The organism is Haemophilus parainfluenzae, from assembly GCF_003252755.1.
In the GTDB taxonomy this organism is placed as follows: domain Bacteria; phylum Pseudomonadota; class Gammaproteobacteria; order Enterobacterales; family Pasteurellaceae; genus Haemophilus_D; species Haemophilus_D parainfluenzae_N.
In genome coordinates, this window is sequence record NZ_QEPT01000011.1 from 1 (window position 1) to 21,493 (window position 21,493).

Annotated in this window: 19 protein-coding genes, 1 rRNA gene and 2 pseudogenes; 6 read left to right on the forward strand and 16 right to left on the reverse strand. The window is 39.1% G+C overall.

The window, feature by feature from the left end; genetic code table 11:
* From DPV95_RS09940 to folP, 4 genes are all read right to left on the reverse strand, one after another.
* Positions 1 to 785, reverse strand: a 785-nt coding sequence (locus tag DPV95_RS09940) for a hypothetical protein (protein ID WP_111407025.1), incomplete at its 3' end; no start/stop codon positions are given.
* Between the two features lie 180 nt (positions 786 to 965).
* Entirely contained in the window at positions 966 to 1,439 is a 474-nt protein-coding gene (sixA, locus tag DPV95_RS09945; RefSeq protein ID WP_049365546.1) for a phosphohistidine phosphatase SixA, read from the reverse strand.
* Between the two features lie 70 nt (positions 1,440 to 1,509).
* Positions 1,510 to 2,844, reverse strand: a complete 1,335-nt coding sequence (glmM, locus tag DPV95_RS09950) for a phosphoglucosamine mutase (protein WP_049365547.1) — start codon at positions 2,842 to 2,844, stop codon at positions 1,510 to 1,512.
* Between the two features lie 76 nt (positions 2,845 to 2,920).
* On the reverse strand, positions 2,921 to 3,751 hold the full coding sequence (gene folP / locus DPV95_RS09955; protein ID WP_111407026.1) for a dihydropteroate synthase: 831 nt from the start codon (positions 3,749 to 3,751) through the stop codon (positions 2,921 to 2,923).
* Positions 3,752 to 3,912: 161 nt separating this feature from the next.
* Here folP and DPV95_RS09960 point away from each other — a divergent pair, with 161 nt between their 5' ends.
* A complete protein-coding gene (locus DPV95_RS09960; protein WP_049367666.1) occupies positions 3,913 to 4,134 on the forward strand; it encodes an EexN family lipoprotein in 222 nt (73 codons plus the stop codon).
* A 34-nt stretch (positions 4,135 to 4,168) separates the two neighbouring features.
* Here the strand turns inward: DPV95_RS09960 and ftsH are convergent, their stop codons facing one another.
* Both ftsH and rlmE read right to left on the reverse strand, forming a co-directional pair.
* A complete protein-coding gene (gene ftsH / locus DPV95_RS09965) occupies positions 4,169 to 6,067 on the reverse strand; it encodes an ATP-dependent zinc metalloprotease FtsH (RefSeq protein WP_049367667.1) in 1,899 nt (632 codons plus the stop codon).
* Between the two features lie 96 nt (positions 6,068 to 6,163).
* Positions 6,164 to 6,796 (reverse strand): 23S rRNA (uridine(2552)-2'-O)-methyltransferase RlmE, encoded by a 633-nt coding sequence (gene rlmE / locus DPV95_RS09970; RefSeq protein ID WP_005697532.1) that lies wholly within the window; start codon positions 6,794 to 6,796, stop codon positions 6,164 to 6,166.
* Positions 6,797 to 6,962: 166 nt separating this feature from the next.
* On the opposite strand from rlmE, the gene yhbY reads away from it, so the two are divergent.
* A complete protein-coding gene (gene yhbY / locus DPV95_RS09975; protein ID WP_005696198.1) occupies positions 6,963 to 7,262 on the forward strand; it encodes a ribosome assembly RNA-binding protein YhbY in 300 nt (99 codons plus the stop codon).
* A gap of 32 nt (positions 7,263 to 7,294) precedes the next feature.
* On the opposite strand, the gene greA is transcribed toward yhbY, so the two are convergent.
* Entirely contained in the window at positions 7,295 to 7,771 is a 477-nt protein-coding gene (gene greA, locus DPV95_RS09980) for a transcription elongation factor GreA (protein WP_005697514.1), read from the reverse strand.
* A 152-nt stretch (positions 7,772 to 7,923) separates the two neighbouring features.
* Between greA and dacB the strand changes: the two genes are divergently transcribed.
* The gene (dacB, locus tag DPV95_RS09985) at positions 7,924 to 9,363 is read left to right on the forward strand and encodes a serine-type D-Ala-D-Ala carboxypeptidase (RefSeq protein WP_049367669.1); all 1,440 of its coding nucleotides are present in this window, start codon (positions 7,924 to 7,926) and stop codon (positions 9,361 to 9,363) included.
* Between the two features lie 125 nt (positions 9,364 to 9,488).
* Here the strand turns inward: dacB and purF are convergent, their stop codons facing one another.
* The 3 genes from purF to yfbV form a co-directional block, all read right to left on the reverse strand.
* Entirely contained in the window at positions 9,489 to 11,006 is a 1,518-nt protein-coding gene (gene purF / locus DPV95_RS09990) for an amidophosphoribosyltransferase (protein WP_111407027.1), read from the reverse strand.
* A 14-nt stretch (positions 11,007 to 11,020) separates the two neighbouring features.
* Positions 11,021 to 11,512 (reverse strand): CvpA family protein, encoded by a 492-nt coding sequence (locus DPV95_RS09995; RefSeq protein WP_111407028.1) that lies wholly within the window; start codon positions 11,510 to 11,512, stop codon positions 11,021 to 11,023.
* A gap of 103 nt (positions 11,513 to 11,615) precedes the next feature.
* Complete coding sequence (yfbV, locus tag DPV95_RS10000) at positions 11,616 to 12,062, reverse strand: terminus macrodomain insulation protein YfbV (protein WP_111407029.1); 447 nt, start codon at positions 12,060 to 12,062, stop codon at positions 11,616 to 11,618.
* 221 nt (positions 12,063 to 12,283) lie between these two features.
* Here yfbV and DPV95_RS10005 point away from each other — a divergent pair, with 221 nt between their 5' ends.
* The 3 genes and pseudogenes from DPV95_RS10005 to pta all read left to right on the forward strand — a co-directional run.
* Positions 12,284 to 13,489 (forward strand): acetate kinase, encoded by a 1,206-nt coding sequence (locus tag DPV95_RS10005; RefSeq protein WP_111407030.1) that lies wholly within the window; start codon positions 12,284 to 12,286, stop codon positions 13,487 to 13,489.
* Between the two features lie 64 nt (positions 13,490 to 13,553).
* Positions 13,554 to 13,877, forward strand: a pseudogene (locus DPV95_RS10710) (AAA family ATPase); the annotation flags it as partial.
* 75 nt (positions 13,878 to 13,952) lie between these two features.
* Positions 13,953 to 15,005 (forward strand): annotated as a pseudogene (gene pta, locus DPV95_RS10010) (phosphate acetyltransferase); the annotation flags it as partial.
* 87 nt (positions 15,006 to 15,092) lie between these two features.
* Here the strand turns inward: pta and rnd are convergent.
* From rnd to rrf, 6 genes are all read right to left on the reverse strand, one after another.
* Positions 15,093 to 16,244, reverse strand: a complete 1,152-nt coding sequence (gene rnd / locus DPV95_RS10015) for a ribonuclease D (RefSeq protein ID WP_111407032.1) — start codon at positions 16,242 to 16,244, stop codon at positions 15,093 to 15,095.
* 69 nt (positions 16,245 to 16,313) lie between these two features.
* Entirely contained in the window at positions 16,314 to 18,002 is a 1,689-nt protein-coding gene (gene fadD, locus DPV95_RS10020; protein ID WP_111407033.1) for a long-chain-fatty-acid--CoA ligase FadD, read from the reverse strand.
* 46 nt (positions 18,003 to 18,048) lie between these two features.
* Positions 18,049 to 18,591, reverse strand: coding sequence for a Slp family lipoprotein (locus DPV95_RS10025; RefSeq protein WP_111407034.1), 543 nt, complete (start codon positions 18,589 to 18,591; stop codon positions 18,049 to 18,051).
* 20 nt (positions 18,592 to 18,611) lie between these two features.
* Positions 18,612 to 19,322, reverse strand: a complete 711-nt coding sequence (gene tsaB, locus DPV95_RS10030) for a tRNA (adenosine(37)-N6)-threonylcarbamoyltransferase complex dimerization subunit type 1 TsaB (protein WP_111407035.1) — start codon at positions 19,320 to 19,322, stop codon at positions 18,612 to 18,614.
* A 2-nt stretch (positions 19,323 to 19,324) separates the two neighbouring features.
* Positions 19,325 to 21,247, reverse strand: coding sequence for a DNA repair helicase YoaA (gene yoaA / locus DPV95_RS10035; RefSeq protein WP_431834738.1), 1,923 nt, complete (start codon positions 21,245 to 21,247; stop codon positions 19,325 to 19,327).
* Positions 21,248 to 21,367: 120 nt separating this feature from the next.
* A 5S ribosomal RNA gene (gene rrf, locus DPV95_RS10040) occupies positions 21,368 to 21,483 on the reverse strand.
* Positions 21,484 to 21,493 lie beyond the last annotated feature (10 nt).

Consider the following 21,493-nt stretch of genomic DNA (forward strand, 5'->3'; position numbering starts at 1 on the left):
TCTGAAGCCGCTTCTTTTGCTTCTACAGTTTTATCTTCAGCTGCATCTTTTAGCTCAGATGCTTTATCTGCAGCTTCATCTTTTGCTTCTGAAACTGCTTTTTTTACTTCTTTTGCTTTATCTTCAGCCGCATCTTTCACTTCAGCAACTTTGTCTTCAGCTGCATCTTTTAGCTCTGCTGCTTTATCTGCCGCTTCATCTGTAGCTTCTGAAACTGCTTTTTTTACTTCTTTTGCTTTATCTTCAGCCGCATCTTTCACTTCAGCAACTTTGTCTTCAGCTGCATCTTTTAGCTCTGCTGCTTTATCTGCCGCTTCATCTGTAGCTTCTGAAACTGCTTTTTTTACTTCTTTTGCTTTATCTTCAGCCGCATCTTTCACTTCAGCAACTTTGTCTTCAGCTGCATCTTTTAGCTCTGCTGCTTTATCTGCCGCTTCATCTGTAGCTTCTGAAACTGTTTTTTTCACTTCTGATGCTTTATCTTCGACGGCTCTTTTTACTTCAGAAAATTTGTCATCGATTGCTTTTTTCATTTCAGCAGCTTTATCATCGATTGCTTCTTTTGCTTCAGAAACTGCTTTTCTTACTTCAGATACTTTATCTTCAGTTACATCTTTCACTTCAGTAGCTTTGTCTTCAACCACTTCTTTTGCCTCAGACGCTTTATGTGTCACAGCATCTTTAATATAGTTAGCCGCTGCAAATAATGCATCTTTAACTTGTGTTGCAGCATTCACTGTCGTATCTTTTACTTCAGTTGCTTTATCTTCGATTTTATTGTTCATAGCTACTCTCCTTGTGTCATTATGATGGCTTAATTTAAGCTATTCATTTATAGCTCATTTTCAGTCTATCAAAAAAATTTTAAAAAAACACCTAAAAATACACATTTTTAGGTGTTGCTTATTTTTGACTGCTTTTAAAAAGTAAATCATATAAACTTTGTTTTTCGTATTTTAGCCATTCTATTTTGGATAATGGAAAGCTTCAATGGTGCCTTTTTCACCATTCCACTCAATTTGAACAATCGTTGAAGGGTAAAAACTAATTGGATTTCGCTTACCGTAAAGCTCTGAAACAATACTGCCTACTAAAGGTAAATGAGAAACGAGTAAAACACTTTCAGTACCTTCTTCTTGCAAAACAGATAGATAATCAGCTACCAATGTAGCATTACCATAAGGTGTAATCCCACTCCAAATTTCAATATCATTAAGCGTGTTACCTAAGGCTGAATTTACAAGCTCAAACGTTTCTTGTGCTCTTACATAAGGACTGACAATCACTTTCTGAACTGAAAGTGCGGTTGAATTTAGATGGTTTTTAAGCCATTGACCTTGTAATATTGATTGTTTGCGTCCATAGTCGGTTAAATGCCGAGCCTCGTCTGATGAAGAGACAACTTCAGCTTCTCCATGACGCATAATAAAAATTTTCATGTCTTTGCTTTCCTAAAAATAATAAAAGATAAATTTTATGGATCAAAAATGGGGGCAAGCCCCCACTTTATTAATTCGCTTTCACTGCTTCTGCAATTTCTTCTGCACATTGTTTTGCAAGTACACCGTCTTCACATTCGACCATGACGCGAATAAGAGGCTCAGTACCAGACTTACGCAGTAAAATTCGACCTTTGCCTTCTAAACGTTTTTCCACATCTGCAGCTACCGCTTTTACCGCTTCACTTTCTAATGGATTATCACCACCAGCAAAACGAACATTAATGAGTACTTGAGGGAATAATTTCACCGCACTTGCAAGCTCGTTTAAAGATAAACGATGTTGAACCATTGCACTTAATACAGCTAGTGATGCAATAATACCATCACCTGTCGTATTTTTATCAGCAATAATGATATGGCCTGAGTTTTCTCCGCCTAGCGTCCAGCTATGTTCTACCATTTTTTCTAACACATAACGGTCGCCAACGTTAGCTCGCACAAAAGGTACACCTAACATTTTTAACGCAATCTCTAAGCTCATATTACTCATTAATGTGCCCACTACGCCACCTTTTAGCTGACCTGAACGTAAAGCTTCACGAGCAATAATGAAAAGGATTTGGTCACCATCTACTTTATTACCTAAGTGATCCACCATCATAATACGGTCACCATCACCATCATAAGCGAGACCAACATCCGCTTTTGTTTCAAGCACTTTTTCCTGTAACGCTTTTACATCGGTTGCACCACATTTCTCATTAATATTAATTCCGTTAGGATCAGTACCAATTTCAATCACTTCCGCACCTAACTCTCGTAATACATTTGGCGCAATATGATAAGTCGCTCCATTTGCACAATCCACCACGATTTTATAACCATCTAAACCAAGATGTGCAGGGAAAGTACTTTTACAAAATTCAATATAACGTCCTGCGGCATCACTGATACGGCTCGCTTTACCTAAATCAGCAGACTCCACGCAATCCATTGGCTGATCAAGCATGGCTTCAATCGCTTCCTCAATATCGTCTGGTAATTTTGTACCTTGTGAAGAGAAGAATTTAATCCCGTTATCATAGTAAGGGTTATGAGATGCCGAAATCACAATGCCTGCTTCTAAACGGAAAGTACGAGTTAAATACGCTACAGCTGGGGTTGGCATTGGGCCGGTAAATGCAGCAGTTAAGCCAGCGGCAGCCAAACCTGCTTCAAGAGCAGATTCCAACATATAACCTGAAATACGAGTATCTTTTCCGATTAATACTGTGCGAGAACCTTGTGAAGCTAAAACCTTACCCGCAGCCCAACCTAATTTCAATGCAAAATCAGGCGTGATTGGATAAGTACCCACTTTACCGCGTACGCCATCTGTACCAAAATATTTACGATTTGCCATATTTATTCCTTAATAAATTGAATAATTGATGTTGCAGAAATCATTTACTCTACAACATATAAAATCTGTTACTTTCTTACGCCTGTTGCGTTGCTTGCCATACTTTCAAAGCATCTGCCGTTGCAGCCACATCATGTACGCGTAAAATTGTCGCACCATTTTGTGCAGCAATTAATGCGCCAGCTACACTTCCCACAACACGTTCAGTTACGGGTTTATCTAATACGGCACCAATCATCGATTTACGTGAAAGGCCTGCTAAAATGGGATAACCACTTTCACAAAAGTGTGCTAATTGCTGTAAAAGTTTATAGTTATGCTGCACGGTCTTACCAAAACAAAACCCCATATCCCAAATGATATTTTCTTTAGCGATTCCCGCATCTAAACAAGCTTTAGTCCGAGCTTCTAAAAACTGATAAACATCTTGGACTACATCATCATAATGCGGATTAGTCTGCATTGTGCGCGGCTGTCCTTGCATGTGCATGATACAAGTGGGTAAATTCAACTGTCCTGCTATTTCGAGTGCACCAGGTTCACGTAAAGCACGAATATCATTGATTAAATCCATGCCGACCTTAGCTGCTTCTTGCATCACAATTGCTTTAGAGGTATCCACTGAAATCCAACAATCAAAACGTTTTTGCACGGCTTCAACAAGAGGTATCACTCGTTGCAACTCTTCAGTTTCAGGCACTTCTTCTGCCATTATTGGTCGAGTTGATTCCCCGCCAATATCAATAATTGTTGCACCTTCTTTGAGCATTTTTTCAACTTGAAATAATGCTTTGTCTAGACTAAAAAACTGTCCGCCATCTGAAAATGAATCAGGCGTGAAATTCAAAATTCCCATAATTTGAGGTAATGATAAATCTAGACATTTGTTATTAGCGTAAAGTTTCATAAAGTGCGGTCAATTTTTGATACAAATTAGGAGGCTGATTATAACGAAATATCGACAAAAAAAGAATCAAAAATCCAGAGAATCATTTGTTCATTGCTTTAAGTTTTATTCTTTGATAAATTTAAAAAGCATTGATAAATATATACTTATAATGAGGAAGAATGAAAAATTTAACATTACTATTCATTGCAGGATTTGCTTTAACCGCAACCGCTCATGCTAATAATGAAAAAACTTATACAGTAAAAGAATTTGAAGCAGACCTTAAGTTGCAAAAGGTTTATATAGAGAAATGTAAAAATGGTGAGCTTCATCCCGAAGACTTAAATTGTCTTAATGCTAGAACAGCAAGACGCCATAATAAAAATCTAAATTTAGAATAAAATTAAAGCCTTCCATTTCAGGAAGGCTTTATTTTTATGTTTCAGGATCTTCTGAATGATTAACCGCACTTTCAGTTTTCTCTTCCTGCGGTTTTGCTGTTGATTTTGCGTCTTTGTTATCTTCCCAACCAGATGGTGGTGTAACAGGTTCACGATTCATCAATTGTTTGATTTGTTCTTCTTCAATGGTTTCATATTTCACTAACGCATCTTTCATGGCGTGAAGAATATCTATATTGTCGATCAAAATCTGTCTTGCTCTCGCATAGTTACGATTTACGATCGCACGAACTTCTTCATCAATTGCATGTGCTGTTTCGTCAGACATATGTTTTGCTTTCGCCATTGAGCGACCTAGGAATACTTCGCCTTCATCTTCAGTATAAAGAATCGGACCGAGTTTATCTGAGAAGCCCCATTGGGTCACCATATTACGTGCAATATTGGTTGCCACTTTAATATCGTTAGATGCACCGGTAGAAATATTTTCTTCACCGTAAATCAAATCTTCAGCTAAGCGTCCTGCATATAGTGTGGAAAGTTTACTTTCTAATTGTTTTTGGCTGATACTAATTTGATCGCCTTCAGGTAAGAAGAAAGTTACACCTAATGCACGGCCACGAGGAATAATCGTCACTTTATGTACCGGATCATGTTCAGGCACTAAGTAACCCACAATGGCGTGACCAGCTTCATGGTACGCTGTCGATTCTTTTTGTTTATCCGTCATGATCATGGTACGACGTTCAGGTCCCATATTGATCTTATCTTTGGCTTTTTCAAACTCAAGCATCGATACAGTACGTTTATTGCTACGCGCAGCAAATAATGCCGCTTCATTCACTAAGTTCGCTAAATCTGCACCTGAATAACCAGGTGTACCACGAGCCAGTGTCATTGCATCAACATCATCAGCCACAGGGACTTTACGCATGTGAACTTTTAAAATTTGCTCACGACCTTTCACATCCGGTAAACCCACAACGACTTGACGGTCAAAACGGCCTGGACGCGTTAATGCTGGGTCAAGTACATCTGGACGGTTCGTTGCTGCAATAACGATTACGCCTTCGTTACCACCAAAACCATCCATTTCAACTAACATTTGGTTAAGGGTTTGTTCACGCTCATCATGTCCACCACCTAAACCAGCACCACGTTGGCGACCTACTGCATCAATTTCATCAATAAAGATTAAGCATGGTGCATTTTTCTTCGCTTGCTCGAACATATCACGTACACGAGAAGCACCAACACCCACAAACATCTCTACAAAGTCAGAACCTGAAATGGTAAAGAAAGGCACTTTTGCTTCACCCGCAATAGCTTTTGCTAATAAGGTTTTACCTGTACCTGGAGGACCTACCATTAAAATCCCTTTTGGAATTTTACCACCAAGGTTTTGGAATTTTTTCGGTTCACGCAAGAAATCAACTACTTCACCGACTTCTTCTTTTGCTTCATCACAACCTGCAACATCCGCAAAAGTCACTTTGATTTGATCTTGGTTCAGCATTTTAGCGCGGCTTTTACCAAAGCTCATGGCCTTGCCACCGCCACCTTGCATTTGACGCATGAAGAAAATCCATACCCCTACAAGGAATAACATTGGGAACCACGAAATTAAAATTTGTGATAATAAACTGCGTTTTTCAAAAGGCGTACCTTCGATTTTAACTTTTTTATTTAGTAAGTCATCTAAGAGCTTTTTATCTTCCAACGGTGGCATGACGGTCATATATTTAGAACCATCATTTTTGGTCACAGTGATTTCATTCGCATCAAAACGCGCTTCTTTCACTTGACTATTACTCACATCATACACAAAGGTTGTGTAATCTGTTGAGTCACTCACGCCATTGGAATTAAAACTTTGGTAAGCTGTCATCATGACAATTGCTACCACAACCCATAGAACTAGATTTTTGACCATATCGTTCAAGGTTTAACCTGCCTTTCTTAAGTTAATTAAAATTAAACGAGATACTATCTCATCCCCGACACAATGAAAAGCTATCAAAGCAATTATCTATTCGCCTTTATAACCGCTTGCTACAATATAAACTTCGCGAGAGCGCCCACGAGAGGCTTCTGGCTTACGCACTTTTACGACACTAAAGAGTGAACGAATTTCGCGCAGATACTCGTCAAAACCTTCTCCTTGGAATACTTTGACCACAAAACTGCCTTTTTTCGCCAAAACTTGCTTACACATATCTAAAGCCAGTTCAACTAAATACATTGCACGAGGAATATCAACAGATGGCATGCCGCTAAAATTTGGCGCCATATCAGACATCACGACATCAACTTTTGCTTCACCAACTCGTTCTAATAATGCATTCAGCACATTTTCGTCACGAAAATCGCCTTGCAAGAAATCCACGCCGACAATTGGGTTCATATCCAAAATATCACAAGCAATCACTCTGCCTTTTCCACCAATTTGGCTCACAACATACTGTGACCAACCACCTGGTGCGGCACCGAGATCCACCACAGTCATTCCCGGTTTAAACAATTTATCCGTTTGTTGAATTTCATCTAACTTAAAGTAAGCACGTGAGCGTAATTTTTGCTTATGTGCTTTCTGAACAAACGGATCTTTAAAATGTTCGTTTAGCCAACGAGAAGAACTCGCCGAACGTTTTTTCTTTCCCATAATCTCTTTCTTTTGTACTATTTTTTGTAGTAGTTTCGTCTATATTTGGGTACAATCTGCCAAATTCAAGGCTAGACTTACCAAAAAGTGCTGAAAAACCACGTTTTTTCTGACCGCTCTTTTCGGTCTTTTTTTGACTCATATTCATCTATTTAAAGGATTCCTTATGACAATATTATCAACAAAACAAAAACAATTTTTAAAAGGACTCGCTCATCACCTTAGCCCTGTCGTCATGCTTGGCGGTAACGGCTTAACCGAAGGTGTATTAGCCGAAATCGATAATGCGTTAAATCATCACGAATTAATCAAAGTAAAAATTGCTGGCGCAGATCGCGAAACCAAACAATTAATTATTGATGCGATTGTTCGTGAAACCAAATCATCTAATGTTCAAACCATCGGACATATTTTGGTGCTTTATCGACCAAGCGAGGAAGGTAAAATCCAGCTGCCTCGTAAATAATTGTTATCCCCTCAATTTGAGGGGATGTTTTTTTAGATGTAATTTACTTCAATAATCTCGAACTCAACCGTTCCACCTGGTGTGGTAATATTTACGGTATCATCCAACTCTTTCCCTACCAAGCCACGAGCAATCGGTGAATTCACAGAAATCAAACCTGATTTAATATCTGCCTCATCATCACCCACAATTTGGTAAGTAACTTCTTCATCAGTATCAGTATTCACTAATACAACTGTCGCACCAAAAATAACTTTTCCGTTATTCGGTAATTTAGTGACATCGATAACCTGACAATTTGCAAGTTTGCTTTCAATTTCTTGAATACGCCCTTCGCAAAAACCTTGTTGTTCACGCGCAGCGTGATATTCTGCATTTTCTTTTAAGTCACCATGCTCACGTGCTTCAGCAATCGCCTTGATAATTTCAGGGCGACGCTCATTCTTTAAGAAATCTAATTCTTGACGTAATAGCTCCGCACCGCGCACGGTCATTGGAATTTGTTTCATTCTTTTTCCTTGAAATTTGGTAAAAACAAAACCACGACAACGTTTTGCAACCTTGCCGCAGTCAATGAAAAATAAAAAATGATTTACTCTATTGAGTTCGGAGCTTATTATTATTCGTCTTGAGAAAAATAGCAACCATAACAGAACTAAAAATGACTAAAAAATCTTCTATTTCGACTGCACTTAAAGCGGCATTTATTACACTCGGCTTTTCTTTTTCCTCTATGGCTGAAGTTAATGTGGCTTCTATTACCCAATACCTACCTGAAGGTACTTCTGCCAGTATCATTGCCAAAAACCTCAATAAAGATCAAATTATTGCAGACTACAATGGTTCAACATTTATGTTGCCTGCCAGTACGCAAAAAGTTTTCACATCTGTCGCGGCTAAATTAGTATTAGGTGATGCCTTCCAATTTGAAACCTCACTTTTAAGTAACGGAAAAATTCAGAATAATGTTTTAGAAGGCGATCTTGTTGTGCAATTTACTGGTGATCCCGATCTGACCAGCGGACAACTTTATAGCCTATTAGCTAATTTAAAAAACCAAGGCATTCAGAAAATCAATGGTGATCTTATTTTAGATACCTCTGTATTTGCTAGCCATGATCGTGGGTTAGGTTGGATTTGGAACGATCTTACAATGTGCTTTAACTCCCCTCCTGCTGCAGCAAATATTGATAATAACTGTTTCTATGCCGAACTAGATGCAAATCAACCTGTAGGTGAAACAGTCAAAATTAACGTTCCTGCTCAATTCCCTATTCAAGTTTTCGGGCAAGTTTATATTGTGGATCAGCAAGAAGCCGGTTATTGCCAGTTAGACGTCGTTGTCCATGACAATAATCGCTATCAGGTAAAAGGCTGTATTGCACGCCAAACTAAACCATTTGGGCTTAGCTTCGCCGTGCAAGATCCAGATGCCTACGCTGCTGCCATTATTCAACGTCAATTAAAACGTCTTGGTATTGAATTTACCGGTCAGGTAAAACAACCTCAAAAACCACAGCAAGGACAAAAACTCGCTCAGCATTTATCTAAACCGTTGCCTGAGCTATTGAAAAAAATGATGAAAAAATCGGATAACCAAATTGCCGATGCCTTATTTAGAGCGGTAGCCTACAACTATTATAAACGCCCTGCTTCATTCCAATTAGGCACATTAGCGGTGAAATCCGTATTACAAAAACAAGGCATTAAATTTGGTAACAGCATTTTAGCCGATGGTTCGGGTCTTTCTCGTCATAATTTAGTTGCACCGAAAACCATGCTTTCAGTCTTGGAATACATCGCTAAAAACGAAGATAAATTACACTTAATGGAAACTTTCCCAATTGCAGGTGTGGACGGCACAATCAGTGGGCGTGGTAGCTTAATTAATCCACCACTGGTGAAAAATGTTATCGCTAAAACTGGCTCACTGAAAGGTGTCTATAACCTTGCCGGTTTTATGACCAATGCACGAGGTGAAAAAGTAGCTTTCGTTCAATTTATCAATGGATACTCAACTGGTGATTTAGAAAGTAAAACAAAGCGCGCTCCACTTGTTCAATTTGAAAGCGCACTTTATAACGATCTTTATAAAGACTAAAACGTATATAAAAATGACCGCACTTTGAATATATCAAGTGCGGTCATTTTTCTTTCTATTTAATCAAAAATAAAAAGCACTAAATCCTCATTGAATTAGTGCTTTTTTTACGATCTTAAACGCGATTAACCTTCATTATGAATTTCAAGGTTGCTTGCATCTTTTTCCCGTTTTTTCTTTGCCGAATCACTCCGTTGAGAAGCAATGCTATCAAGGTATTCTGGTGTGATATCACCTGTAATATATTCACCGGTAAAGACTGAACAATCAAAGCCTTGAATAGCTGGATTTTCTTGGCGTACTGATTCTGTCAGTGCTTCAAGATCTTGGAAAACTAATTTATCTACGCCAATCAATTTCGCAATTTCATCAACATTACGGCCATAGGCAATGAGTTCTTGTTTTGTTGGCATATCAATGCCGTACACATTCGGATAACGAATTTCTGGTGCCGCTGATGCAAAGTAAATTTTCTTCGCCCCAGCCGCTCGAGCCATACTCACAATTTGTTCAGATGTGGTACCACGAACAATAGAATCGTCGACTAATAACACATTTTTGTCTTTAAATTCTGCTTTAATCGTATTGAGCTTGCGACGGACTGAACTGATACGCTGTGCTTGACCAGGCATGATAAATGTACGGCCAACATAGCGGTTTTTCACAAAACCTTGACGATAAGGTTTGCCTAAAATTTTCGCAATCTGTAAAGCAATGTCTGTTGAAGTTTCAGGTACTGGAATCACAACATCAATATTGTCTGCTTCCTCAACCCATTCTTTAGCAATTTTTTTACCTAAATGTTCACCCATGTGAACGCGTGCGGCATAAACAGATACACCGTCTATTGTGGAATCTGGACGAGCAAAATAGACATACTCAAAAATACACGGATTTAAGACCGCACTTTCTGCGCACTGCTCAGCATAGAGCTGACCATCAAAGGTCACATAAATGGCTTCACCCGGTGCAACATCTCGTACTAATTCAAAACCTGCAACATCTAATGCCACACTTTCAGAGGCAAACATATATTCCACAGAACCATTTTCTTCTCGTTTACCTAACACGAGAGGACGAATACCAAATGGGTCGCGAAATGCTACCATACCATGTCCGATAATCATCGCTAAGCATGCATAAGCACCACGGATATCTTTGTGTGTCGCACGAATTGCATTAAAAATATCTTGTGGAGCGAGATGGTATTTATTCACTCTATCCAAATGATTAGCAAGAATATTGAGAAGAAGTTCTGAATCCGAATTGGTATTTATATGACGACGCGCCTCTTTAAATAACTTATCTTTTAATTCGGTTGAGTTGGTTAAGTTACCATTGTGAACAAGGCTTAAACCATAAGGTGAGTTAACATAGAAAGGTTGAGCTTCAGATACACTTGAACTTCCGGCGGTTGGATAACGTACATGCCCGAGGCCCGCATGACCTTGTAAACGTAACATATGTTCTTGTCTGAATACATCGCTTACAAGACCATTAGCCTTACGCAAACGAAAGCGGTTTTCATCATCGATTGTGACAATCCCCGCCGCATCTTGACCTCGATGCTGTAATAACGTTAATGCTGCATAAATGGATTCATTAACCGGATTTTGGCTAACGATACCGACAATTCCACACATACTGATTGACTACCTTATTGTTTAAAAGTTGAGTTTAAAAAACTAGAACTTGCTTGTAGTTGTTGGAAGAACCATTCAATAATGAAGCCGAAATGAGGAATTAATTTTGATTCTTTCCACCAATCGGTTTGTTCAAAGTTAGTGAAGGTATCCAAGAAGAATAAGATCGCAGCTACGATTAACGCACCACGAATTAAGCCAAATGCCGCACCGAGAACACGATCTGTTCCGGTAAGTCCTGTTTTATCCACTAATTGGCTAATCACATAGTTAACAATGCCACCTACAATTAAGGTTAAAACAAATAAAATGCCGATTGCTGTGCCATTACGCAAGTAGTCAGATTCGATTTGAGTAAGATAAGTGGCAAGATAAGGATAAAATTGGCTAGCGACAATAAATGCAACGACCCAACTTGCAAGGGACATCACCTCTCGCACAAACCCACGTAATAAACTCACGATAATCGAAAATGCGATGATGCCAATGATAATGTAATCAATCATTAAATAGTCTCTCAATTAAAAAGGGTCGCCATTGCGACCGCAGTATTTTACATAAAAAACAACAAAAGGAAAACGTTTGCGTCAATTAAATTTGGGCCCTTGGCTAGATTTCCTGCCAAAATGCTTTGTCTAATTTTTGCTGTGCCTTTTGTAGTACTTCTGCCAAGTGCTGATATGTCGGTTTATCTTGCATGGTTGGCAAACTTTCATGTTGTTTTCTTAAACGTTCACTAATCTCATAAAACCACTGAGAACTTTGCCGTTCTAACGGTGATTTTGCACGTTTTCCCAACCAATATAAGCCTTGAAGTGGCATCACTAACGCACAAAGTGCGGTCAAAATAGCAATCGCCAATGCAGTAAGATCCATCTTAGCATAAAGCTGTTGCCAAACCACTGCGAATACCGCTATAAAAGGCATAAATTTTTGTGCAAATTTTGTGGCTTTAATAATGCGATTTTCGGGAAAAATAATGCCGAGCTTCGCTTCTAATGGCCACGTTTGCAAATAAATTTGCCCTTGTTTTAAGGTTGAAAAAAATGATGACATAAAAACATCCTTGAAAATAACCGCACTTATAATACTCTAGTTTAGGTTTAATTGTCATCCCTAACTAGAAACTGTTGAAATTTTCAACTTTTCTAATAAAAAATCGTATTTTTGCCCTCCAGTTAATTTATTTTATACGATAAAAGGTGTATTCTATGTAGGATTTATACTCCGTTCTTTTGAATGGATTTTTATTAACCTCAATCAAAAATAGGGTTCCTATGTCAAAACTTGTTCTCATCCTTAACTGTGGTAGTTCTTCATTAAAATTTGCAATCCTTGATCCTGCAACAGGTGAAGAAAAATTATCAGGCTTAGCAGAAGCATTTTACCTTCCTGAAGCTCGTATAAAATGGAAACTTAACGGTGAAAAAGGTAGCGCAGATTTAGGTGCTGGTGCAGCGCATACTGAAGCGCTTAACTTCATTGCGTCAAACATTATGACTGATGAGCTTAAAAACTCTATCACCTCGATTGGTCACCGTATCGTTCACGGTGGTGAGAAATATACTCAATCTGTTGTTGTAACAGATGAAGTGGTTAAAGGTATTGAAGATGCTGCACAATTTGCACCACTTCACAACCCTGCTCACTTAATCGGTATCCGTGAAGCATTCAAAACATTCCCACACTTAAAAGATAAGAACGTTGTCGTATTTGATACAGCATTCCACCAAACTATGCCTGAAGAAGCATACTTATATGCACTTCCATACTCACTTTACAAAGAACACGGCGTACGTCGCTACGGTGCACACGGTACCAGTCACTACTTCGTTTCTCGTGAAGTCGCTGAATTCGTAGGCAAACCAGCAGACCAAGTAAACGCAATTATCTGTCACTTAGGTAACGGTGGTTCTGTTTCTGTGGTTCGTCATGGTAAATGTATCGATACCTCTATGGGTTTAACCCCGTTAGAAGGTTTAGTCATGGGAACTCGTTGTGGCGACATCGACCCAGCTATCGTTTTCTACCTATATAAAGAATTAGGCATGTCAATGGATCAAATCGAAGAGACTTTAGTGAAAAAATCAGGTCTTTTAGGTTTAACTGAAGTAACAAGCGACTGTCGCTATGCAGAAGATAACTATGATGATGCTTCTAAACCAGAAGCAAAACGTGCATTAGATGTTTACAGCTACCGTTTAGCAAAATACATTGGTGCATACATGGCAGTTTTAGGTGACGATCACTTAGATGCCATCGCATTTACAGGTGGTATCGGTGAAAACTCTGCTCACGTTCGTGAATTAGCATTAGGACACTTAAAATTATTCGGCATCAAATTAGACAAAGAACGCAACCTTGCTGCTCGCTTTGGTAAATCAGGCGTGATCACTGCTGATGACTCTGCATTCAAAGCGATCGTTCTTCCAACCAACGAAGAATTAGTAATTGCACAAGATACAGCACGTTTAGCGGGCTAATCAACTTCCTTCAAACCTGCTGAGAAATCAGCAGGTTTTTTCATTCATTAAAAGGTATATCAAAATGACTAAAGCAGTTATTCTTATTCCAACTAGCGCAGAAGCAAATTTAGCGGCAGCATTAGACGCAGCTAAAACAACAGGCGCTGTCGTATTCAATGCAGTAGAAGATGTAAAAGCCGCTCAAGCATTAATCGCAAATAATCAAAAAGACGTGTTATTAGAAAAAATCGTTGCTGATTTCCAAGCATTAAATGCAAATCTAGTGATTGTTAAAGGTTTTCAACCTTCAGCTCAAGCGCCTTTTGCAAATAGCTTAAACTTCGCGATTGCGCAAACCTTAGATGCACAAATTATCTTAGTGGCAAACAATGAAGAAGGCACATTAGTAGAAGCCGTTGCTTCAGAGTTTGGCGGTGTGAATAACACTGACATCTTAGGTGTATTTGGTGCACAAGCAGGCAAAATTAAGGCTTTAGATGCACAAGCATTAGCTGCGGCAATCGCTGCACCACTTGCTCGTGAAGCTCGTATTTCTCCAGCAGCATTCCGTTTTAAATTAACTGATTTAGCACGCAAAGCAGGTAAAACCATCGTATTACCAGAAGGTGATGAACCTCGTACTGTTAAAGCGGCAGCAATCTGTGCTGAACGTGGTATCGCAAAATCGGTATTATTAGCGGATCCTGAATCAGTGAAAAAAGTTGCGGCTGAACAAGGCGTGACTTTAGGTGCTGACGTAACGATCATCAATCCAACTGACGTACGTGAAAACTACGTTGCTCGTTTAGTTGAATTACGTAAATCTAAAGGCTTAACTGAAGAACAAGCACGTGCGCAATTAGAAGACACCGTTGTATTAGGTACGATGATGTTAGAAGCGGGCGAAGTAGATGGTTTAGTTTCTGGTGCCGTTCACACCACGGCAAATACCATTCGTCCACCGATGCAAATCATCAAAACAGCACCAGGCAGCTCAATTATCTCGTCTGTATTCTTCATGTTATTACCAGACCAAGTATTAGTGTATGGCGACTGTGCAGTAAACCCAGAACCAACCGCTGAACAACTGGCTGAAATCGCAATTCAATCTGCTGAATCGGCAAAAGCATTTGGTTTAAATCCGAAAGTCGCAATGCTTTCTTACTCAACCGGTACTTCTGGTTCAGGTCAATCTGTAGAAAAAGTGAAAGAAGCAACGCGTATTGCACAAGAAAAACGTCCTGATTTATTAATCGACGGTCCATTACAATACGATGCGGCGGTAATGAAAGATGTAGCGGCATCTAAAGCACCAAACTCTAAAGTGGCAGGTCAAGCTAACGTATTTGTATTCCCTGATATCAACGCTGGTAACATCGGCTATAAAGCGGTACAACGTTCTGCTGATTTAGTGGCCGTGGGTCCAATGCTTCAAGGTATGCGTAAACCGGTTAATGACTTATCTCGTGGTGCATTAGTGGATGATATCATCTACACCATCGCATTAACCGCAATCCAAGCAACTCAAGCTTAATTAAAGCCTTCGTTGTAAAACACTAAAGAAAATAACCGCACTTTTGATAACTCAAAGTGCGGTTATTTTTAGGATTGTTTTTAATGGCTACTCTACAGATTTTAAGCATTCAACCAGCTTCAAGCCAATCTCTCTTCGCCATCCTAAAAGCAGATCAGGTTGTTTTATCATATCTTCATTTTTTAGCCAAACCCATTTAATGAGATCTTCTAAATTTCGTTTACTCGCCAGAATATCGAGGGTTAATCCTTTTGGGGTCAGTTCATAAGCTTTTTCTTGTAACAATCGAATTGCCTTTTTATAACGAGGATCATCCACAATACGCACTAAACGTTTAGGATAATCATAAGGGGAAATTCGGCGGCTTTGTGCTAATAATTGAAGCATTTTTTTGCCACGTACACGCACTTCATTTTCAGATAATCCAAGCTCTAGCATTTCTGATGTATTACGAGGGTTGTTTTTTGCCACTTTCCAAAGGTTGTCAGATTTCACCACATAAGAAAGGGCTAAATTTCGTGCCATTGCCGTTTCTTGTCGCCATTTGGCCAATAGCTGTAAACGCGCTAATTCGAGCGGATTCAATTTCCAAACATTTGGAATCTCTAAATAGGCTTTGTCTGGATCGCGATCATCTAATTTACTGGTTTTCGAGATCGCAAGCTGGCAATCATCAATTACTGCTTGAAACCAAGGAGATTGCGCTAATTCTATTTGCATTTTTTGATAGACCGGCAAGAGATACCATACATCCCCTGCAGCATATTGTAGCTGTACGGGGGAAAGTGGGCGTTTTAGCCAGTTTGTACGCGTTGCTCCTTTATCCATTTCAATGCCTAAATAATGTAACACTAATTTGGCTAGACCCGCTGAATTAGCAAAACCTAGAAAACGTGCCATAATTTGCGTATCCATCATAGGTTGTGGAAGTGCATCAAACTCTTGCAAGAAAACCAATAAATCTTCATTACAAGCATGCAAAATTTTTGTCACCTGCTGATCGCGTAATAATTCCACAAAAGGTGAAAAATCAGTAATGGATAAAGGATCGATCAATGAAACACGATCACCATCATAAAGTTGAATTAATCCTAATTTAGGATAATAGGTCGATACCCGCATAAATTCGGTATCTAAAGCGACCGCACTTTGCTGACGCGCTAACTGACAAACCTGAGCAAGCTCTTCATTATTTTGAATTAATGTAAAGTGCGGTTGATTTTGGCATTCTTTTATCATTGTAATAGGATGTATTTTCAAATAGAGGTAAAGACTAAACAGGGATATGAACACATATCCCTGATTAAATTAATGTTGTGAGCGTTTTGCTATTTCTTCATCACGCAGTACGCGTCGTAAAATTTTGCCTACATTACTTTTCGGTAATTCATCCCGAAACTCAATATCTTTCGGGACTTTATAACCCGTGAGATGTTGTCTGCAATGTTGGCGTAATTCATCACGCGTGAGGCTATCATCTTTCTTCACGATGAAGATTTTGATGGTTTCTCCCGACACTTCATGTGGCACACCGATAGCAACGACTTCAGCGACTTTATAATTTAGCATCACCACATCTTCGATTTCATTTGGATAAACATTAAAGCCTGAAACCAAGATCATGTCTTTTTTGCGGTCAACAATACGGAGGCTATAGCTCTCGTCCATAATGACGATATCACCCGTTGCCATCCAACCATCTTGAAGCACTTCAGCAGTCGCTTCAGGACGTTGCCAATAACCACGCATGACTTGTTCACCTTTAACCCAAAGCTCTCCGGCTTCACCAAGTTGTGCTTCCGAGCCATCATCTTTGACAATTTTAATATCGGTATTTGGCACTGGTACACCGATTGTACCATTGTGTTTAACCACATTAATCGGACAAGCGGCAATTAGCGGTGAACATTCTGTCATGCCATAGCCTTCAATGATGTTACAACCGGTTAAATCATGCCAACGCGTTGCGACCGATTGTTGGATCGCCATACCGCCGCCAACAGAAAGTTTTAATTGTGAAAAATCCACTTCTTTGAAATTTTCATTATTAAGTAGCGCATTAAACAAGGTATTTACCCCTGTAATCGCTTCAAAGCGGTATTTTTTGAGCTCTTTAACAAAGCCATCAATATCACGTGGGTTCGTAATTAAGAGCGCAGTAACGCCAAGCTCTAAGAAGAGTAAACAATTTACCGTTAAGGCAAAAACATGATAAAGCGGTAAAGCCAGTACGGCAATGCGTTGCTTGGTATGATCTCCAATAAATGGCTCCGCAATCCACTTCGCTTGGAAAATATTGGTAATAATATTGCCATGTGTCAGCATTGCACCTTTAGCAACACCCGTTGTACCACCTGTATATTGTAAGAAGGCTAAATCTTCACGATCCACTTGTGGACGAACATATTGGCGATATTTACCAATACTTAGCACTTCACGGAAAGTGACAGCATTCGGTAATTTATATTTTGGCACTAATTTTTTGACGTATTTCACGACAAAATTGACCAAATTACGCTTACCAAAAGAAAGCTGGTCACCCATTCTTGTCAAAATCACGTGTTTCACTTTAGTGTTAAACACGATTTTTTCTAAGGTTGAGGCGAAGTTTGAAACAACAACAATCGCCGTTGCACCGCTATCTTTTAACTGATGTTCTAATTCTCGAGGGGTATAAAGTGGATTCACGTTTACCACAACCAAACCAGCACGTAAGATACCAAAAAGCGCAATAGGATATTGCAATAAATTCGGCATCATCAATGCAACACGCTCACCACGTTCTAACTTTAATTCATTTTGTAAATAAGCGGCGAATGCACGGCTACGCTCTTCTAATTTACGAAATGTTAAAACCTGCCCCATGTTGATATAGGCGGGACGGTCTGGGTGCTCACGAATTGCTTTATCTAAAATATCGAGAATCGAATCATACTTGGATGTATCCAGCGTGGTAGGTGAACCTTCTGGATAATTTTGAAACCAAACTTTTTCCATTTTTTATCCTTATTCTTTGGAAAATTTTCTTAATTTTACCATTTAGTTAGTAGAGATAATAGCGAATTTCAGGCTCTCCATACCAATAATATGGTCGTCGACCCCAAAAGCCCCAATCATCCCACATATCATCTGGATAATAATAGCTTTGAGAAAGCTTCCAGACACGATAGTGATTGGTTTTAATTACAGGGTAAGTGTAGCTTGCCTGATCAACCTTGCCTTGTTCTTTTTTCAGTAAGGTGCCGCCAATTGTAATAAATTGGTCTTTTAAACTTTCTGGCTCCACAAAACCATCAAGATAAGTAATAAAACGTCCACTAGGTTGTTCATCAATCATGGGTTTTGCAGAGGTTGAGTAAACTGGATAGCTTAATACTTCAATTTTAGTTTTATTCGGCAGGGCTTGTGCTGTTAATACTTTTCCGCCTAAACGAATTGATTTGCACTGACAGCTATAATCACTCGGTTGAATTGAAGATAATGATTTTAAAGTAAACTGCTCTTTTTCCAGCCCTTTCGGCGCATTGACACATCCCACTAATGTGGCAGAAAGTGCGGTCAAAACTAAGATCGTTTTTTTATTCATCTTCAACTCCTTTTTGAAAATTATTCACGCCCAGGTAATTTTTTCCAAGTTACTTCATTACGCAAATAAACAGGTTCAATTTCTAAGGCAGATATGACTTTATTTTGAGCATAATCTGTTAAAGCAAGCTCAAGCATATATTGTGCAGAAGGTAAAATAATATCACTCCCTTCTAAACCACTGTCTTTAAATTGAGGATACGCTGCCCAACCAGTGCCGACTCGATAGGCGGTTAAATCTGAAAACTGTTCAAGCACTTTTTCTGGTTGGCCAACTTGTTCTTCAATGACAGGGTTCCATTGGAAAAACTCCCCCAATTCTGACCGCACTTTTTCTCGTTTTACTTGAGAAAAATAAACCTCATTCATTCTAGCATCAATGGCAGCTGCCACATTTTCGGCTTGATGTAATTCAAATGCAGCCTGAGCCATTGCTGTTAAATTTGATACAGTAATAACAGGTAAATCAGCACCAAATGCAAGCCCTTGAGCAATCCCTGCACCGACACGAACACCAGTAAAACTACCTGGGCCGCGTCCAAATGCTAACGCATCTACTTGCTTCAAATTAATACCTGAATTGGCAAGTAACTCATCAACCATTGGAAGAATACGTTTTGTATGTGTACGCTGTGCTAATTCATCTAAATATGTTTTTTCGCCTTTATGCCAAAGTGCAACAGAACAGGCCTCTGTTGAAGTATCAAGCGCTAATAAGGTGATATTTTTCATTATTAATCCATTTTCTCATTTTGTAAGAATTGTACCACTTTGTTGAGATCTCGGGTACGGGTTGAATTAGGTAAACTTTTTAGAAAGGTTTCGCCGTAATTTCGCATCACAAGACGATTATCACAAATAATTACTGCACCACGATCAGTCACATCTCGAATTAGGCGTCCTACACCTTGTTTCAGCGTAATAACCGCTTCAGGGATCTGTATATCATTAAATGGATCGCCACCTTGTAATCGACAATCTTCAATACGTGCTTTTAGCAAAGGCTCATCCGGTGCAGTAAAAGGCAATTTATCAATAATGACTAAGGAAAGTGCATCACCACGGACATCCACACCTTCCCAAAAGCTCGAGGTTGCAACCAGTACACTATGGGTTTCATGAATAAATTGTTCGAGTAATTTTGTTTTAGGCATTTCACCTTGTAATAAGATAGAAAGCTCACTCTTTTCTCTAAAATACTCTGCCAAGCCTCTCATCATTAAATAAGAAGTACAAAGCACAAAGCATCGCCCTTTATTCGCTTCAATGATAGGCAACAACATTTCACCAAGAGATTGCAACGTATTATTTTGATTCGTTGCTGGTAAATAACGTGGTACGCAAAGTAGCGATTGATTAGGATAATCAAAAGGACTGTGAAGAATTTTTTGTTCTGCTTCCTCAATACCAAGTCGCTGACAGAAATGATTAAAAGTGCCACCGACTTCAAGAGTCGCTGAGGTGAAAATCCAAGCTGCTTCTTTATTATTTAGCTGTTCACCAAATTTATCTGCGACAGTTAGTGGTGTAATATGCAAACCAAATTGTCGCCCCACACTTTCGTACCAGTAGCAATAACCGACTATAGCCGTATCACAAAGACGCATTAATTGATTTTTAATACTTTCAGTACGTTCAAAAATACTATCCAAAGTCTGAGAGCGACCTAATGCAATCTTGATCACTTCAGAAAGAAACTCAATTTTTTCTTGTAATAATTCAACCGATTTTTTGACCGCACTTTGCTTAAATAGCTCACGCCAATTTCCTCGCTGATTTCCCTCACCAAGAAGAAGACGGAAATCCTGAATGACTTTAAGCAAAGTATCTGCAGTTGTGCCAAGCTGCGGCATATCTTTCAATTCTGTTCGATAAACAATATTGATATCTTTACATAAATCAAATAGCTGGCGAGATGTTAATGATTGGCCAAAGTACTGGCTTGCTATATCGGGGAGTTGATGTGCTTCATCAAAAATAATAACTTCTGCATTAGGGATAAGCTCACCAAAGCCACTTTCTTTTACCGCCATATCAGCAAAGAAAAGATGATGATTTACAACAACGAGATCTGCATTTAACGCTTTTTTACGAGCTTGTGCAACATAGCATTCAGCGTAGTTGGGACAATCTGTTCCCAAACAACTTTCTGCCGTGCTCGTCAATTGAGGCAAAATTGGGCTATCTTCAGCCAATTCAATACATTCTGTTAAATCACCTGTTTTCGTTGCATTATTCCATTTTCTTACTTTACTAAAATCGGCTAAAACAGATTTATCACCAAGCACACCTTGAGCAATAACTTGATCCAGACGCTCTAAGCACAAGTAATTAGAGCGCCCTTTTAATAACGCAATTTTTCCAGAATAATTTAAGGCTTTTTTTATGGCAGGTAGATCTCTTGAAAAAAGCTGATCTTGTAGATTTTTAGAGCCAGTTGAAATGATTGTTTTTTTTCCAGCAATGAGTACTGGTGCTAAATAAGCAAAAGTCTTTCCTGTACCCGTTCCAGCTTCTACAACAAGCGGTCGCTTATCTTGGATAGCATATCCTACTGATTGAGCCATTTCGAGCTGTTCTGCTCGTGGCTTAAATCCTTTGATATTCTTACTCAATTCGCCATCACTGGAAAAGATCTTACTTATCTGTTTTTTCATAATTATTGCTATCTAGAAATAGGCGAAGATTTTATCATTATTAGACTCATTTATGTATGAATTCTAATATTTTATAAAACAAAAACCCCAAGCCATTCAGCTCGGGGTTCTACATTCACTACCTGGCGGTGTCCTACTCTCACATGGGGAAGCCCCACACTACCATCGGCGCATCGGCGTTTCACTTCTGAGTTCGGTATGGGGTCAGGTGGGACCACCGCTCTATCGCCGCCAGGATTATTCCTT

Bases quoted from the DNA above. Each gene is read 5' to 3' on its own strand.
- sixA (WP_049365546.1), bottom strand. From the start codon at position 1,439: ATGAAAATTTTTATTATGCGTCATGGAGAAGCTGAAGTTGTCTCTTCA.
- glmM (WP_049365547.1), bottom strand. From the start codon at position 2,844: ATGGCAAATCGTAAATATTTTGGTACAGATGGCGTACGCGGTAAAGTG.
- folP (WP_111407026.1), bottom strand. From the start codon at position 3,751: ATGAAACTTTACGCTAATAACAAATGTCTAGATTTATCATTACCTCAA.
- DPV95_RS09960 (WP_049367666.1), top strand. From the start codon at position 3,913: ATGAAAAATTTAACATTACTATTCATTGCAGGATTTGCTTTAACCGCA.
- ftsH (WP_049367667.1), bottom strand. From the start codon at position 6,067: ATGGTCAAAAATCTAGTTCTATGGGTTGTGGTAGCAATTGTCATGATG.
- rlmE (WP_005697532.1), bottom strand. From the start codon at position 6,796: ATGGGAAAGAAAAAACGTTCGGCGAGTTCTTCTCGTTGGCTAAACGAA.
- yhbY (WP_005696198.1), top strand. From the start codon at position 6,963: ATGACAATATTATCAACAAAACAAAAACAATTTTTAAAAGGACTCGCT.
- greA (WP_005697514.1), bottom strand. From the start codon at position 7,771: ATGAAACAAATTCCAATGACCGTGCGCGGTGCGGAGCTATTACGTCAA.
- dacB (WP_049367669.1), top strand. From the start codon at position 7,924: ATGACTAAAAAATCTTCTATTTCGACTGCACTTAAAGCGGCATTTATT.
- purF (WP_111407027.1), bottom strand. From the start codon at position 11,006: ATGTGTGGAATTGTCGGTATCGTTAGCCAAAATCCGGTTAATGAATCC.
- DPV95_RS09995 (WP_111407028.1), bottom strand. From the start codon at position 11,512: ATGATTGATTACATTATCATTGGCATCATCGCATTTTCGATTATCGTG.
- yfbV (WP_111407029.1), bottom strand. From the start codon at position 12,062: ATGTCATCATTTTTTTCAACCTTAAAACAAGGGCAAATTTATTTGCAA.
- DPV95_RS10005 (WP_111407030.1), top strand. From the start codon at position 12,284: ATGTCAAAACTTGTTCTCATCCTTAACTGTGGTAGTTCTTCATTAAAA.
- rnd (WP_111407032.1), bottom strand. From the start codon at position 16,244: ATGATAAAAGAATGCCAAAATCAACCGCACTTTACATTAATTCAAAAT.
- fadD (WP_111407033.1), bottom strand. From the start codon at position 18,002: ATGGAAAAAGTTTGGTTTCAAAATTATCCAGAAGGTTCACCTACCACG.
- DPV95_RS10025 (WP_111407034.1), bottom strand. From the start codon at position 18,591: ATGAATAAAAAAACGATCTTAGTTTTGACCGCACTTTCTGCCACATTA.
- tsaB (WP_111407035.1), bottom strand. From the start codon at position 19,322: ATGAAAAATATCACCTTATTAGCGCTTGATACTTCAACAGAGGCCTGT.
- yoaA (WP_431834738.1), bottom strand. From the start codon at position 21,247: ATGAAAAAACAGATAAGTAAGATCTTTTCCAGTGATGGCGAATTGAGT.